The organism is cyanobacterium endosymbiont of Epithemia turgida isolate EtSB Lake Yunoko (assembly GCF_000829235.1).
Lineage (GTDB): Bacteria > Cyanobacteriota > Cyanobacteriia > Cyanobacteriales > Microcystaceae > Rippkaea.
Window position 1 is genome coordinate 1,239,682 of the sequence record NZ_AP012549.1, and the last position, 15,471, is coordinate 1,255,152.

Annotated in this window: 8 protein-coding genes and 2 pseudogenes; 2 read left to right on the top strand and 8 right to left on the bottom strand. The window is 33.5% G+C overall.

The features are described 5' to 3' along the window. Positions 1 to 1,672: 1,672 nt before the first annotated feature. Positions 1,673 to 2,297 (bottom strand): annotated as a pseudogene (locus ETSB_RS03835) (ATP-binding cassette domain-containing protein). A gap of 151 nt (positions 2,298 to 2,448) precedes the next feature. Continuing rightward, complete coding sequence (locus ETSB_RS03840) at positions 2,449 to 2,676, bottom strand: indolepyruvate ferredoxin oxidoreductase subunit alpha (RefSeq protein WP_044106397.1); 228 nt, start codon at positions 2,674 to 2,676, stop codon at positions 2,449 to 2,451. Between the two features lie 1,329 nt (positions 2,677 to 4,005). On the opposite strand from ETSB_RS03840, the gene dapB reads away from it, so the two are divergent. Continuing rightward, positions 4,006 to 4,833 carry a 4-hydroxy-tetrahydrodipicolinate reductase gene (dapB, locus tag ETSB_RS03845; protein ID WP_044106399.1) on the top strand — a complete coding sequence of 276 codons (828 nt, stop codon included), beginning with the start codon at positions 4,006 to 4,008 and terminating at the stop codon, positions 4,831 to 4,833. Between the two features lie 159 nt (positions 4,834 to 4,992). Here the strand turns inward: dapB and ETSB_RS09005 are convergent. Next, positions 4,993 to 5,289 (bottom strand): annotated as a pseudogene (locus ETSB_RS09005) (DUF2288 family protein). 323 nt (positions 5,290 to 5,612) lie between these two features. Between ETSB_RS09005 and queC the strand changes: the two are divergent. Next, positions 5,613 to 6,317 carry a 7-cyano-7-deazaguanine synthase QueC gene (gene queC / locus ETSB_RS03855; protein ID WP_171816397.1) on the top strand — a complete coding sequence of 235 codons (705 nt, stop codon included), beginning with the start codon at positions 5,613 to 5,615 and terminating at the stop codon, positions 6,315 to 6,317. Positions 6,318 to 7,971: 1,654 nt separating this feature from the next. Here the strand turns inward: queC and ETSB_RS03860 are convergent. The 5 genes from ETSB_RS03860 to ETSB_RS03880 form a co-directional block, all read right to left on the bottom strand. Beyond that, entirely contained in the window at positions 7,972 to 8,409 is a 438-nt protein-coding gene (locus ETSB_RS03860; protein WP_044106401.1) for a tetratricopeptide repeat protein, read from the bottom strand. A 109-nt stretch (positions 8,410 to 8,518) separates the two neighbouring features. Next, positions 8,519 to 9,016 carry a hypothetical protein gene (locus tag ETSB_RS03865; RefSeq protein ID WP_044106403.1) on the bottom strand — a complete coding sequence of 166 codons (498 nt, stop codon included), beginning with the start codon at positions 9,014 to 9,016 and terminating at the stop codon, positions 8,519 to 8,521. 410 nt (positions 9,017 to 9,426) lie between these two features. Continuing rightward, the gene (gene lipA, locus ETSB_RS03870) at positions 9,427 to 10,341 is read right to left on the bottom strand and encodes a lipoyl synthase (protein WP_044106404.1); all 915 of its coding nucleotides are present in this window, start codon (positions 10,339 to 10,341) and stop codon (positions 9,427 to 9,429) included. Positions 10,342 to 10,939: 598 nt separating this feature from the next. Then, the gene (locus ETSB_RS03875; RefSeq protein ID WP_044106405.1) at positions 10,940 to 12,142 is read right to left on the bottom strand and encodes a hybrid sensor histidine kinase/response regulator; all 1,203 of its coding nucleotides are present in this window, start codon (positions 12,140 to 12,142) and stop codon (positions 10,940 to 10,942) included. A gap of 6 nt (positions 12,143 to 12,148) precedes the next feature. Next, positions 12,149 to 15,370: a PAS domain S-box protein gene (locus ETSB_RS03880; RefSeq protein WP_044106406.1), complete on the bottom strand. Its 3,222-nt coding sequence runs from the start codon at positions 15,368 to 15,370 to the stop codon at positions 12,149 to 12,151. Between the last annotated feature and the right edge of the window lie 101 nt (positions 15,371 to 15,471).

Consider the following 15,471-nt stretch of genomic DNA (forward strand, 5'->3'; position numbering starts at 1 on the left):
AAATACAATTACTGTAGCTAAAGGAGTCAAACTTTAGGGGATTTGACTGCCTTTTGCCAATTAAGTACAGAGCTTTATTGCGTCACATCATACAAAATACCATTCCTGTTCATTTTTTTCTTATAGTAGTTTTCAATTGGGTAGCCCATAATAACAGCAGTAGGTAAACCAGCTAATTATGTATTCATAGGTTACTAAACCAACCGTTTCATTTATACTTTGATTGATTGATACCTCTATGATTTTATAATTTTTGAGTACAAAAATATCCTTTAATTTATAACTAACAGTTTTAATTGAGTTGAAATCAGAATAGTAATAAACAATACGAGTTTTACTTCTATAGATTCCATTATTTTTCTAGAATTTGTAGCTTTATCAGCCGGTGAATTATCTTTAACCACATAATTTTTGAGATTCTATGGTACCAGCATTTCTATTTTATTAGTGAAAAGAGCTCAAAAAATCGATGTAGTAAATTTATAAATGAACGTAATATTTTTTAAAAATTATTGGAACATTTATTATAAGCTTGTTTTCCTTTAGTTGTTCTGGTAAAGTGACGGCGTATAGTTAACTTATACCCAATTTTGTCAATATAAACTAGGTTTTAACGTTTTGGTTCTCCAAGTTTCCTTGAAAATTACTAACCAAATAATTGAAACCCATCTGTGTAAGGTTCTAAGGCAGAAAGTATCCTTGTGTCAGGTCAACTTGAAATTTGGGGCAGAAACAAATATATTAAGAATACCGACTATATGTAATACTTATTTTTTATGTAAGTCAATATTTATGGTTCGTAAAAAATATCCTTATATTGTTCTAGAAATTATTCAATAAAATTAAGTTTCTTTACCTCAATCTAAAGTAGGCTTTTAAAAGCATAAAACAAAAGTTGAATATTTATCTTTGCTTTCCAAGACATAAGAAAAAAATAATAAAATTATAATTATTTTTTAAAATTTATACCAGTCCTAGAGTTCATTGATTACTCTTATTGTTAGTTTCTATGATTTTAGTCAAAATATCCATGGAGTATAGCTTGATTGTTGTAGTTTGTTAACTTTATTTGATTTAAAAATCTTTTAGAAAGACGAAGATCGTTATTAAGTTGTTTGAAAGTAAATAAGGAAACTAATGAGGAAATTTGATATTAATGACCGAAGGAATAATACTTAAAATTTTTAAAATACAAATATTAAGATATAATTTCGTTACTTATGATTTGATCAATAAATACAATCTAATAATAGATTAGATTGTATTTATTGATGATTAGACAAAGATAATAACTTGTAAAATTACAGCCAAAAGTTAAATATCTATTGAGATAAAAATAGGATTGATATGATACCATGAAGTATGGTGACATTCTCTCGACATATTAAACGCTATAAATAAGCTAAATTATTTTTCTTTATTTAAAAAATTTAATATTTTAAATTTATTTAACACTCATTTAAGTTACTAAGTTCTATTCAGCTTGTTAAATATTATTTTTAATATTAATATCTGGAAAATATTATTGAAAAATTATTTTAGTTCTTGATGGTTTGCTTATTAATAAAATTATTATCAAATTTAGGCTATGTTGGGTTTTGACGAACTTTTATTATTTTAAGTTTGGTAAAGTCGGTTACTATCACTCTTGATGAGCAGTACTCAAATATAATCAACCAACTTTAAGATTATCAAGAAAAGACTCTCCTGATCCTTCAAGACGATCACCTCCATTTTCTAAAACATAGCCTCGACCAGCAATCAACAGAGCTTTTTGGGAGTTGTGTTCTACTTTAACAATAGCTTTTAATGGCTTCGATTTACTCAAAAATATTATCAACTAAAATGAGGGCTAGGGCAGCTGAAGGTTCATCTAAAAGTGACAAATCAGGATCAAGCATTAAAGCTCGTTCCATCGCTAACATTTGGTATTTTCCCCCTGATAGCTTACCAACTCGTTTGGGACGACGTTGTTCCAAACAAGAAAACATGGTCTAAATACGATGTTTATCCTCTTTTAAAGAGCCTTTTTTAATAAATGCTCCCACTTCTAAGTTGTCATCGATGGTTAAGGCAGAAAAAAGATTAGAAATTTGAGGAATATAGTACATCTCATGGCGGATAATTTTATCTTATGGCACCCGAGCGATATTTTCTACTTTAAAGATGATTTTGTTCTGTTTAGGGGTTAATAGTCCATAAATAGTTTTGGCAAATGTAGACCTTTCTATCCCATTAGGACCAATTACATCTACTAATTCCCCGGAGACAAGGCAAAAGTTAATCCCTTGCAATATATTGAAGTCTTCAACTTATCCTGCATAAATACTTTCTATTTATAAGATATTTTCCATAGAATTTAAAATCATCAATAATTAGGGTAAAAACTAACTAAAAACTTTTTAATGTCGCTCCTCTGAGCCTTTGATAACCTCTATTTTAGACTATTTAGAATTGTGTTTTCTGCAATTCAGGGCGTTCTTCTGGAATAATTGCGCCTTCAACTGGACAAACTGTTATGCAAATTCCGCAGTCAATACAGGTTTGAAAGTCTATCCAATACCAATCAGTTCCATTAACATTTTTGCCCGGACCTTCATGGATGCAAGCAACAGGACAAACATCTACACAGTCAGCAACCCCTTGACAGGTTTCAGTAATGATAGTATGTGGCAAAGTGTTTCCTCCAAGTTTTAATGTTTGAATGTCATAGTTTTCTTATTGTGGCAGACTTTCTTCTCTTATTTCAACGAAATTTTCTCACTTTTGAATATATAAAAAGACTAAATATGCCTTTGTTTCTTGAGCTATTTATTCAATATCAATTTCTGAGTGATTTTAAGGAGGGGATAACTTATTCAACTTTAATACTACCTTTAAATCTTGATTGTTCAAGGTATCTAATCTACTTACTACTGGATAGATAACACACTTGTTCATTGGTATTAATAATCGGACATTGTAGTAGGATAAAAGCAATTTATAGTTAACCGAGTCCTTTAATATAGTCGCTAAAACTGGGGGTTAGGAGTCGTTGTACCTATTTAGGACTGATCATCTAACTTAAGTATTTAAAATAAACGTTACATTCATTAGATTTTAGTTTTTATGTTAAATCACTGTGCATTATATTCAGTAAAATTTAATAGTTATGCCGAACTGATGATGTAGAAATAAACCATTTTTAAAATCAATTAAAATTGATTTTAAATCTCTTATACTATTTTCTAAACCATCCTTGATTTAAGATGGGTATCAACTTCCCCAGTCTAAACATTGGACTGGGTTCTCAACAATTTTTTGGTATAATAAATTGTTAATTTCAATGAATTACTTTGATAGTCCTGATAGAAAATTTTATATATCTATTATCTGATTAATCTTTATTAAATTAGAGAATATTATATATAATATATCTATTAGAATTTAGCTCTTAGTTCTATTTTAAGCTCTATTTATTCTTAAGTAAAAAATTTATTTTGTTGTCTATTTATGAAGTATTTTTACCCTTCAACTAGTATTTTGAAGTTGTATTAACTGGTTTAGTGAAATACAATATATATCTTGCTAATTCAGGGTTTTATGTTAGGGTTTTTGCTATATTTTTCTTGTTGTTAAGAATAAATAACTTCTTTTCTTTACTTAGTTTATTTGTAGTTTTACAGAGCTTTTTATTAATCACATCGTCAAGTTACTTAGTGATTTATTTTTTAAATAAACTGATGTTTTTTAAATAAATAGTATTGTTACTGTCATATTTTACAGATTATAAGGGATGTTCGGCAAATAATTAAATCTAATTATTTGAGAAAAAGAACGCAACCCTCGAGCCAATCTTCAATCTATTTATAAAATAAGTCTACTTGCCAATCTGTAGATGTACTTTATGTCTACAGATTAGTAAAAATTCCCTGTAGTTATAGAAGACTTGACGATAAAAGTGTTAAATAGGTTAAAATACAAAAAATATGCGATTTGTAGACTTATTCTTTAGGATAATTATTAATGACAACTGAATCTTTAATTCCAGTAGTAGTAAACGGAGCAGCAGGTAAAATGGGGCGTGAAGTCGTTAAGGCTGTTTCTCAAGCTGAAGATATGATGTTAGTCGGAGCAGTAGATCACAACCCTGATTATCATGGGCAGGATGTCGGAGAAGTAGCTGGATGTGGGGCATTAGAGGTACCGATTATTAATGATTTGCAAAGTATTTTAGTGTTAGCCGCCGAAAAAAAGGTACAAGGGGTCATGGTGGATTTTACTCGCCCCGATGGGGTCTATGAGAATGTGCGAAGTGCGATTGCTTATGGAGTACGGCCAGTGGTAGGAACAACAGGATTAAGTGAAGAAAAAATCAAAGAATTAGGAGAATTTGCTGAAAAAGCTAGTACCGGATGTTTGATTATCCCTAATTTTTCCATTGGTATGGTGTTATTACAACAAGCGGCTATTCAAGCATCCCAATACTTTAATCATGTAGAGATTGTTGAACTTCACCATAATCAAAAGGTAGATGCACCCAGTGGAACCGCTGTTAAAACGGCTCAGATGTTGTCAGATTTGGGCAAAATGTATAACCTTCCTTCTGTGAAAGAAACAGAAACTATTCAAGGAGCAAGAGGCGGGTTAGGAAATAATAATATCAGAATTCATAGTGTGCGTTTACCTGGCTTAATCGCCCACCAAGAAATTCTTTTTGGGGCAAAAGGAGAACTTTATACTCTACGGCATGATACCAGCGATCGCTCTTGTTATATGACGGGAGTTTTATTGGCTATTCGCAAAATAACTCAACTAAAATCTCTGATTTATGGACTAGAAAAAATTCTATAAAATAAAAAAAATTAATAATTTTGCATAGATAAACTTTAAGTTAAAAACCTAGTATACTTCTTGTTTAAATCTAGTTCATGCGCTATTAGCATGAATATTGACGAAGCATAAATAAAATTAATATCGTCTCAATAAAACTTGATATAATCAAATTTATTCTCATTCTGCCTGATATTGAATTAATATGAAAGGCAAAACAATTAATGCCTTAAATGAAATAGAAGAATCAACATTCCAAGTTGTTAATTGTTCAGGAGAGGGTTTGTGACTTTAGGCTTTGCTAATCCAATGTGGCACAAATTTGACATCATCTTTAGCAATAGTAATCCCGACTTCTATTAAGTCTAAATGTTTAGTTACAAAAATGATAGATAGTATCTTTTTTGCATGGAGCGTTAAATATTGCCATTTAACATCAGAAAGATCTTCACTAAAGCGAGTTTCAAGGTTGTTCATTGATTAATTTGCCACAATAACCGCAAAGATAGATTATGAATCAACCTCAAGGAGTATACAAAACATTATGAATCAACCTCAAGGAGTATACAAAACATTATGAATCAACCTCAAGGAGTATACAAAACATTATGAATCAACCTCAAGGAGTATACAAAACATTATGAATCAACCTCAAGGAGTATACAAAACATTATGAATCAACCTCAAGGAGTATACAAAACATTATGAATCAACCTCAAGGAGTATACAAAACATTATGAATCAACCTCAAGGAGTATACAAAACATTATGAATCAACCTCAAGGAGTATACAAAACATTATGAATCAACCTCGAGCTGTTGTCTTGCTATCTGGAGGTTTAGATTCAGCTACCTCAGCTGCAATCGCTCTCTTCAAAGGTTACAATCTAATTGCCCTTTCTCTACGCTATGGACAACGCAACGAAAAGGAATTAGCAGCAGCTAAGAAGATCGCTCAAGACTTAGGCATAAGCGAACACTACATTACTGATGTTAATATTGCTCAATGGGGAGGATCATCCTTAACTGATAAGTCTTTGACTATTCCTCAAAAGGGAATTCAATCTGATATTATTCCCTCTACCTACGTTCCAGGAAGAAATACTGTTTTTATCGCTCTTGCTCTCTCTCTAGCAGAAACTAAAGAAGCTAAGGCGATTTTCATAGGGATTAATGCTGTAGATTATTCAGGATATCCTGATTGTCGTTTGGACTATCTTAAAGCTTATCAAATGTTAGCTAATTTATCTTCAAAAGCAGGAATTGAAGGCAATGCCCCTCAATTAATTGCCCCTTTACTTAGGAATTCCAAAGTAGATATTGTACACCGCGCTATTGCTCTAGGGGTAACCATTGAGGATACTTGGTCTTGTTATCAAGGAGGAGAAACCCCCTGTGGCTTATGTGATTCTTGTCGTATACGTGATTTCGCCTTAATTGAGGCAGGATACCCTGAATTAGCTACTCCTAAAGGGAGAAGACGATTAACGAACTTCGAAAGTTAGAAGAAGAAAAAGTCTTTTACTTCATTCGTATAAATCCGAAAAATAGGACAAAACAAAATTGATGGAATGTAGAGATGATAAAGTTTTGTTTTTTGACAGATTAGGATATCAGCTTTACGATAAAACCTAAATTTGTCCCTTTAATCAACAGCTTCTTCAGTAACTATAAAACTTAAATAACTAAGTAAGGATAATAGATAGTCAAGCATACTTTCCATTCCTTAGAATACTTATAATCTAAGGAATGGAAAAAATGATCCTTGTTTTTTATAATTTTTTAGTTTAGAATTTACCATAATTAGGTTAATAGTAATTTCGTTACAATAAATTATTTTTTATTTTATAGAAGTAAGTATTGCTACAAAAAGATTTATATCTAATAGTTGAGATTAGATTACTATTCGAGATCTTCTTGAAGAGAAAAATAATTTTTTTAATAAAGTAAAATATTGTTCATATAAACTAATTTTAAAAAAAATTATAATCATTAAACAACGTTTATTCTCTTACATTATAGCAAATTAGATCTAAGCTTTAATCACAAAATTAACAAATATCAATGCAGCTGAAATTTTAAGTATTTTATTTTTCATCATACTTTTTAAAGATCAATAATCCGTGTTCTTATTATAACAGTTATTTTTATTGAGGTTTACAAAACTAACGTTTTGTTCGAACAAGATCATAAAGTTGTTCTATTTAACTAAGAGGATAAACTTGCACTAGTAGATAGAATATAAGATAATTATGGCGCGTATAAAGATCTTGCTCTACTAACACAAAAATCATCTCTTTCAAAATTTAATACTATGTTTGATAACGATAGTTGTAAATTAAATGTTACTTAATCTTTGGTAAAAATTTTATTATATAAGATTGAATATTTTGTTGATGTTCATTCAACCTTGATTTATTTAAGATCTCAACAAATGTCCTATTGTGATAAAAAGTAAAGTTAAAAATAGAATTTATAAAACCTAAAAACGGCAGACTTGTACTTCTATTCGTTCTACTTATCTCTAAGGTCCTTATAATTGGAGTAATTTACTTGACAAAACTATTGATGATTTCTTCCTGTCTATTCCTGGAAATAGATTACATTCTACTCAATTTTACTATGTTCAAGATTTAGTTGAAGAAATTGCTTCTTCACTAGAAGATAAAGAAGTGATAGGAAAAATTTATAAAATTTGAGGATAACGTTATATGATCTTTAATGGATTAGCTTATACCTGTGAAATGGCGGTGAGACACTCAGCAGATGAGCTCAAAAGTATTGGTTATAATTTCAAGCAATTTAACTTAAGTAAAAAAAAAATTCTGCTAATATTTATTAAATATTAAATAAATTAAAATAGTCACAAGAATATCATTGATTTTGGGGCTTAAAAGATTATTTTAAGAATAAAAATTTGGTATTATAGCATCACAGAACTAACATAGATTTTCTCCTTGATAATTAAAGTTTAACTACCTGAGGTACATATCAAATTATTCTAGTTTAAACCAAACAAAAATTAAGCTATATAACCTAGAATTATTTATGAAAAATATAATTTATAGATTTTTCATAAACAGCTTTCTTCGATTGATGAAAGAATGCTGAAGGATATTTTAATTTATTAATTTTAACGACTTTAAAAAATAAATCATATTAATTTACCTTCTCACCTCCTATTAAGAGGTTTTCTGAATTATTATTAGACAATCCTGAAGAGGATGGATTTTTTTGTTTTTCTAATTCTTGTTTCATAGTTTTTAAGATAGTCGCAAGGTTTTCTTCTTCTGGGAATAATTGAACTAATTTTTCCATTGGGACAATAGCCCCTTCTAAGTCTTTGAGTTTTAATTTTGCTTCTATTAATCCCTGTAGGGCAGCAGCATTTTGGGGTTCACGTTTTAATACCTGTTCATAGCCGTCTGCGATTGCTTGTAACTTTTCTTGTTGGGAACTGTTGGTGGTGGAGATTGCTAATGGATGCGGAGATTGATTGATTGAACGCGAGAGGGGAAGTATCATAACTCCTAGTAAAGCTAAACCTGAGAGAATAATAACAATTCTTTGCAAGGATTTTTGAGGATTATTGGACATAATATTAAGGTTCTAGAGCAAATATTATTAGTTTAGTTAGTGAAATAAAGTCGATATAACACAGTATACAATGCCACATAAAGGTTTATTTCTCTTGCAAAAATATCCTCTAAGTATATCTATGAAAAACGGCTAACCCCAATCCAAAACTCCCTAGACAAACTATCATCAAAATAAACAAAACCTTCCATTGTGGATACCCTTTATCTTGTAGTTCCAACTTTCCTAGAGTAGCTGCACACAACAACAACAGTAGCTTGATAAAATACTCTAGCCAACAAACCATCAAGACAACGGCAAAAGTCCACCAGAGCACCGAAATCATAGCGCGATTATCGGATTTAAACCCACTTCCAAATACAATAGTAATCAACGCAACCGGTGCTGCCACCAAACTTGCAGTAATTGTTAGGACGAGAACCCCAGCTAAGATGTGCAACATCAAAAATACTGTGTCACTTTCGAGAAGCCATCCCCAAGTTTTCCCTTGTTGAATCAAGGAACAAGTCAAGGATGAGACAGAAAGGCCTACATTCCAGCCAAACAGACAATAGGTGCAAAAAACAACACTCAACGAAAGGAAAGAAGATTTAGTTGACCATGACATCGTCGGATGATAAGCGAAACCTGCTAATTTTTATTAGAATTACGTTTTCTTTTAAGTTTTGGTTAAAGTATTTAAACAGTCTAATTCGCTTAGAGATAATCATGGGACAAAACATGTTTTTGTAGGTTAAAAAGCCCATTCTGTACCGCGTAAAATGCTCATGGTTAGGAGTATTTCACGACATAATCTGAATTATATAATTGAAAAAGACATAGGACAACGGATTTCTGAAGTGGGATAAATATCTCAGGTTCATTCTACTTTAGTTAGAGATCGTCTGTAGGTTGAAAATAAAAAAAGACTTTGTTTTATTTAAGCAAACTTCTTGAGTTGAAAATCTGAAACAGTGATCTTTGAAAAGTCCACCTTTTGAAGTAAATAGGGTATATTAACAAAATAACAAGACAATACTAGTTTAAGTGTGCCCTGCCTGCATGGTAAGAACTTCTAACTAAAGGGCCTGAACGGACGTGGTAGAATCCTAGAGACCGCCCTATTTTCTCTAATTCCTCAAATTCTTCAAGAGCCCAGTATTTCTGCACAGGAAGGTGGTCTAAAGACGGACGCATGTATTGTCCTAGAGTAAGGTTATCACATCCCACTTTTCTTAAATCTTTGAGGGTTTCGATAATTTCTGTTTCTGTTTCCCCATGCCCCAACATCAATCCGGATTTGGTCGGAATGGATTCATCAAGTTCTTTGACCCACTTTAAAACACCTAGAGACCGCTCGTATTTAGCCCCTCTTCTCACGAGATTTTGCAGACGTCTAACGGTTTCAACATTGTGATTGTAACAGGCAGGCTTAGCAGCTACAATGGTAGCGACTCGTTCTCTTTGAGTAATTTCTCCTTCTCTTCCTCCCCAAAAGTCAGGGGTTAGTACTTCAATCTCAGTATGGGGGTTGCTCCGACGAATGGATTCCATAACCCTGACAAACCAGTGAGCACCTCCATCAGTTAAGTCATCCCGTGCTACAGAAGTTAAAACAACATAGAGTAATCCTAATAAATTGACCGATTCCGCTATTTTCTGCGGTTCTAAGGCATCTAATGCCATGGGAGAATGACCTTTATCAACTTGACAAAACCCACACGAACGGGTACAGGTTGGACCCATTAACAGAAATGTCGCTGTTTTCTGCGCATAACATTCCCCTCGGTTTGGACAACGACCTTCTTCACATATTGTATAAATATTTCTTCGTTTGGTAATACGTTGAACAGCAGAAATCTCACTGGCTTTACCAATAGAGCGTCTGAGCCAAGGAGGAAGAGATATCAGGTTTGTTCGGTAGTGATTATTAGTTGATGTACTTTTTTCCATAGTTAATATGGTATAGAAAATTACACTTTTCTAGTGATCTAAACTATAAGGAAAATATTTAACTTTTTTATCAAAGTCTGTTTTTAAAATTACCCCTTGTCTTAGTAAATCATGTTTGGTTAACTAAGACAAGGGGTAATTTTAACTTCTGATGCATTCCCCTTGACAAAAATAATATACTCTTCTAATCATAGCCGTGTAGTAAAAATTCTCAGAAACAAATATATTATTGGCAAAATTTACTTAATAGGAAGGAAAGATTTTTTCTTGAAGTGTGGCGGCTATGCTTAAATCACTATCCAATTGAATTCGAAGTTAATTTTTGTATTCAAGGAATAAAACAAATTGCTTAAAACTATTAATACTACCTGAATAAACTGCACAAAATATCTCGGCTAAAAAATAGAAACTAGACCGATTTGCTGCCAAAATAGATGTTATTGAAGTAAAACCTGATGAAAGTACGCATAATATAAAATCTATTAATGTTGACAGCCAAGAGGAATAATTTAACTAAAATACAGATGATAAGACTTGAGAATTAGACGTATATTAACTTAGGGTTTCTCAGTTAATTGGCTACTTAAAAGTGAAAAGTTCAACTAAATTGATTAACATCTTTTTTACTTTCAAAAACTGGCAAAGTAAACCAAAACTTGGCCCCAGCATTTGGATTAGTGATCACCCCAATTTTCCCCCCATGGGCTTCAATAATTTGACGACAAAGGTAGAGTCCTAAACCTAACCCTAATGTTTTTTTTGCCCGATCTCCTCGGTTATATTTTTCAAATAAGTTTTCTGCTTGTTCTGAATTCATTCCTACTCCATCATCAGTTAAGGTACAGATCACCATTTTTTTATCTTGAGAAAATTTTTCGATAACTTTTTGAGTATAAAAAGCTAATTTTTGAGAAGTTACAACTTCAGCATTTATGGTTAGTTTTAAACCTGGGGGATTATGTTTAAGAGCATTAGATAACAAATTTTCAAACACCCGCCATAAGCGGTCACTATCTCCATTAACTACTGGCAATTCAGGAGAAATTAGGACAGCCAATATACCTTGATGTTCTTTCAGTATTGGTTGCCATTCTGCAGCTAATTTCTGACTTAATGAAAATAAATCTAAGGAGGTACAATTAAGATGAACTCCTCCCATTTCAAATTGTTGGGTCTCTACTAAAGAATTAATTAAATTAAGTTGGCGATCACAACTAGCTACTATCTGTTCTAATACTTCATTAGACATTTCTATGGTTGGCTTATTTTCTTTTCTTCCTTTTTTAAGTAAGTTTTTTAAAACCATGGCCATCCCTAACACAGGATTACGTAAGTCGTGAGATACCGCGTGAAGGTAAACTCGTAAGGTTTGTTCCGTTTTTTTTCGTTCTTTTATTTCTTGTTGAAGTTGCTTTTTTTGCCGTTGTATAGTTAATTGATTTTCGACTCTAGCAATAACTTCCTCTTCTTGAAATGGCTTGCAAATATAGTCTACTCCTCCCACTTCAAAAGCTTTTACCTTATCTAAAATATCGTCAAGTGCACTAATGAAAATAACAGGAATCTCTTTGGTATTTTGATTATCTTTTAGGGTTTGACAAACTTCATAGCCATTGATTCCTGTCATATTAATATCTAACAAAATGACATCAGGGGGAACTTGAGATACAGTTTTTAAGGCCATCTGTCCATTAAGAGCCTTACGGACTTTATATCCCTGTTCTGATAACATGGCTGAGAGTAAACGCAGGTTGTCAAGAGTGTCATCAACGACAAGAAGATTGCCTTTTTCTGAGATCATAAGCTGCTAATCATCTAAATTATTATTAACTATTGCCTTATTTGTTAATTCAATAATCTGGCCAAAAAGAAAGTCATTAGCCCAGTTTTTTAGAGTAACAGCTAAAAGCTCACCTGTTGGAGTAATTTGAGTAATTAAATCTAGTATGGCATCATCGCTGCACTCTATAGCAGCTTGGTAAATTTGACTGATCCATTCAGGAGACATCATAGATAATAGTTGCAATAAATCATCGGAGGTATCTTCTTTAACTTCAACATCTGTTTCCCCTGTTTGGTTATCTTCTTCTCTTATAGACTCGTAAATATAGCAAACACCAAGGTGATGAGCGATCTTATCCCATAAAACTTCTTCTCGAAAAGGTTTTCGCATAAAGTCATCACATCCAGCTGATAAGACAACATTACGTTCCTCTTCAAAGGCACTAGCAGTTAAAGCGATGATTACGGTAGCCTGCCCTTTGGTAGTAGTTTTGATGCGTTGGGTAGCTTCGTAGCCATCGATAATAGGCATTCTCATGTCCATTAACACTAGATGGGGTTCCCACCTTTCCCAAATATCAATGGCTTCTTTTCCGTTGCTGGCTTGACGAACTTCAAACCCCATCGATGAGAGCAATTTAACTAACAGAATTCGACTTTCTAGGCGATCATCCACAGCTAGAATACGGTATCGGGGTTGGCCAGAAGCTAATCCAATGACTTTACAAATAGGGGTTTTCGTTTGAATAGCACTAGCCAATGCTATCTGTCCCTTAATTGTAAAAGTAAATAAACTGCCTTGTCCCAGCACGCTATTAACCTGAATATCACCTCCCATTAACTGCACAAACTTCTGACTAATGGGCAGTCCTAATCCTGTTCCCTCTTGAGCATTACGTCCGGTTTCTGTCTGTCCAAAAGTGGCGAATAGTTGATCTATCTCTTCGGAGGCAATACCTAGTCCAGTATCTTCGACTTCAAAGGTAATCATAATTTCTTTTGATTCCCGATTCCCTTTCACCCGCAGGGTGACACCCCCTTCATCGGTAAATTTAATGGCATTGTCTAATAAATTGATTAAAACTTGCCGTAATTTCCTTTCATCGGTGGTTAGGTATTGGGGAACTTCTGGGGTATATTCAAAAATCAGTTGTAACCCTTTAGCTTCAGCTTGTAACCTTAGCATAGCTTCTATGTTAGAAAGCAAGCGATATAGGTCAAAACTATTCTGGTTTAAACTCGTGCGGCCTGCTTCAATTTTGGACATTTCTAGGATGTCGTTGAGCAACGTTAATAAATGCTCGCCACTGCGTGAGATGATCGACAAATTCTGCTGCTGTTCTTGACTTAAAGTGCGATCACGTTGCAATACCTGAGTGAACCCTAAAATAGCATTGAGAGGAGTCCGTAATTCATGACTCATACTAGCCAAAAATTCACTTTTAGCACGGTTGGCGGCATCTGCAGCTTCCTTAGCTTTTTTCAGTGCTATTTCCGCTTGTTTGCGTTGAGTGATATCTCGCACTATAGCGGTAAATACTTTACGTCCCTTAAGTTTAATTTTAGAAATTGAGACTTCGGCTAAAAATTCGCTTCCATCTTTACAACGACCAAAAACAGGGCTACGACCTCCCATTTGTCGAGCAATTTCAGAGGCTATACTGAAATCCTTAATATGTCGGTGGTGACTTTCACTAAACCTTTGGGGAATAAGTAGATCAAAGGGGCATCCCAACACTTCTGATGCTTGGTAGCCAAAAGTTTTCTCGGCAGCGTGATTAAACAGGGTAATACACTGATTTTCATCAATAGAAATAATCGCCTCATTCGCATTATCTAAAATGCCAGCAAATCTAGCTTTAGATTCAGTTCGTTCTTCTTCTGCTTGAGATCTTGCTTGGGCAATAGCCAGGAATTCTCCCACTAGTTTTAAGACATTTACGTCTTCTTGAGTCCAATATTTGGTAATTTTTCCGTCAAACCCAAGATAACCTAACGTTTGACCAGTAGCTACCATAGGAACTACTACTAGGGTGGGGCTAAGACTATTTTTAAACATCTCCCTTTCGTTGATCGCCTGTCGGGGTAGATCTTCTAGTGAGTTAACTCGAATAGGATGGCCTTTCAGGAGTTGGTCTGAAAACCAGGGAAAGTCTTGTAAAGTAATATTTTTAGACTGTTTTTTAGTAGAGGGAATGTTTTGGTTAAACCATTCATGGGTCATATTCCAAAGGCATTGTTGAGGAGAATGACGTATGATGTAGCCTCGATCACCGTTGGTGAATTCTCCTAAAGCTGCTAGAGTAAATTCAACGGCAGGATTGAAGTCTTGATCAATTAATTGTCGAGCAATACTGCTAAGTAAACTATCACGTTGAGCTTGCTTTTTTAAGGTTTCTTCTCGTCGTTGGCGATCAGTGATATCCCTACTAATTCCAATTGATCCCATTAAGTTACCATCAGGGCAGCAAAAGGGGGTTTTCAAGGTGTCGAGAAGACGACGGCTCCCATCAGGATAAGTAATCCATTCTTCATTACGATGAGCTTGTTTTTGGTGAATCATAACACGATCTTGCTCCCGAAAAAATATGGCTTTTTCAGGACTAAAAAGATCAAAATCTGTTTTTCCAATAATATCTTTTCTGTCACGTCCGACAAAAGTTTCAAAGGCGTTATTACAGACTTTATAAACCCCTTGAGGATCTTTACAAAAGATAAAATCAGGAATGCAATCAATTAGAGAGCTTAATAGAATTTGCTCTTGTTTGTGATCGCTAATATCACTGTGTGTTCCTACCATTCTAATCGGGTTTCCTTGTTGATCCCAAAGAGCTTGTCCTCGTGATAAAATCCACTTATAAGTTCCATCTTTACATTTGAGTCGAAATTCAACCGCATAATGGCTGGTTTGTCTTTCCAAATGAGCTTGCACTGTGGACATTACCCTTTCTCTATCTTGAGGATGTAGCAACATTTTCCAGGTATCAAAATGGTTAGATAAATCTTCATTTTGATACCCTAACATTTCTTTCCAACGATGAGAAAAGAAAAGCTCATCGGTTTTGAGGTTCCAGTCCCAAATTCCCTCATTTGTTCCTTGCAATACTAATTGCCATCGTTGTTCACTTTCGCGCAATTCTTGTTGAATTCTTAAGGTAGCTATTTGGGCTGCTTGTAAGGTCGCAATTTCCCTTTGTAGTTTTTGGATAATTTGGATAGAGTTTAGTTTTTTGTTGGGAACTGGCATAAGTATGAAGAAGGTTAACTGCCTTATGTCGAACTTAGGTTACGAAACTATCTTGAATTAGGATCAAGCCCATTAGTCATATAATTCTATATCGAAAGTTT

What these genes read in the sequence shown, in the direction of transcription:
- dapB (WP_044106399.1), top strand. Translation starts at nt 4,006, where the DNA reads ATGACAACTGAATCTTTAATTCCAGTAGTAGTAAACGGAGCAGCAGGT.
- queC (WP_171816397.1), top strand. Translation starts at nt 5,613, where the DNA reads ATGAATCAACCTCGAGCTGTTGTCTTGCTATCTGGAGGTTTAGATTCA.
- ETSB_RS03860 (WP_044106401.1), bottom strand. Translation starts at nt 8,409, where the DNA reads ATGTCCAATAATCCTCAAAAATCCTTGCAAAGAATTGTTATTATTCTC.
- ETSB_RS03865 (WP_044106403.1), bottom strand. Translation starts at nt 9,016, where the DNA reads ATGTCATGGTCAACTAAATCTTCTTTCCTTTCGTTGAGTGTTGTTTTT.
- lipA (WP_044106404.1), bottom strand. Translation starts at nt 10,341, where the DNA reads ATGGAAAAAAGTACATCAACTAATAATCACTACCGAACAAACCTGATA.
- ETSB_RS03875 (WP_044106405.1), bottom strand. Translation starts at nt 12,142, where the DNA reads ATGATCTCAGAAAAAGGCAATCTTCTTGTCGTTGATGACACTCTTGAC.
- ETSB_RS03880 (WP_044106406.1), bottom strand. Translation starts at nt 15,370, where the DNA reads ATGCCAGTTCCCAACAAAAAACTAAACTCTATCCAAATTATCCAAAAA.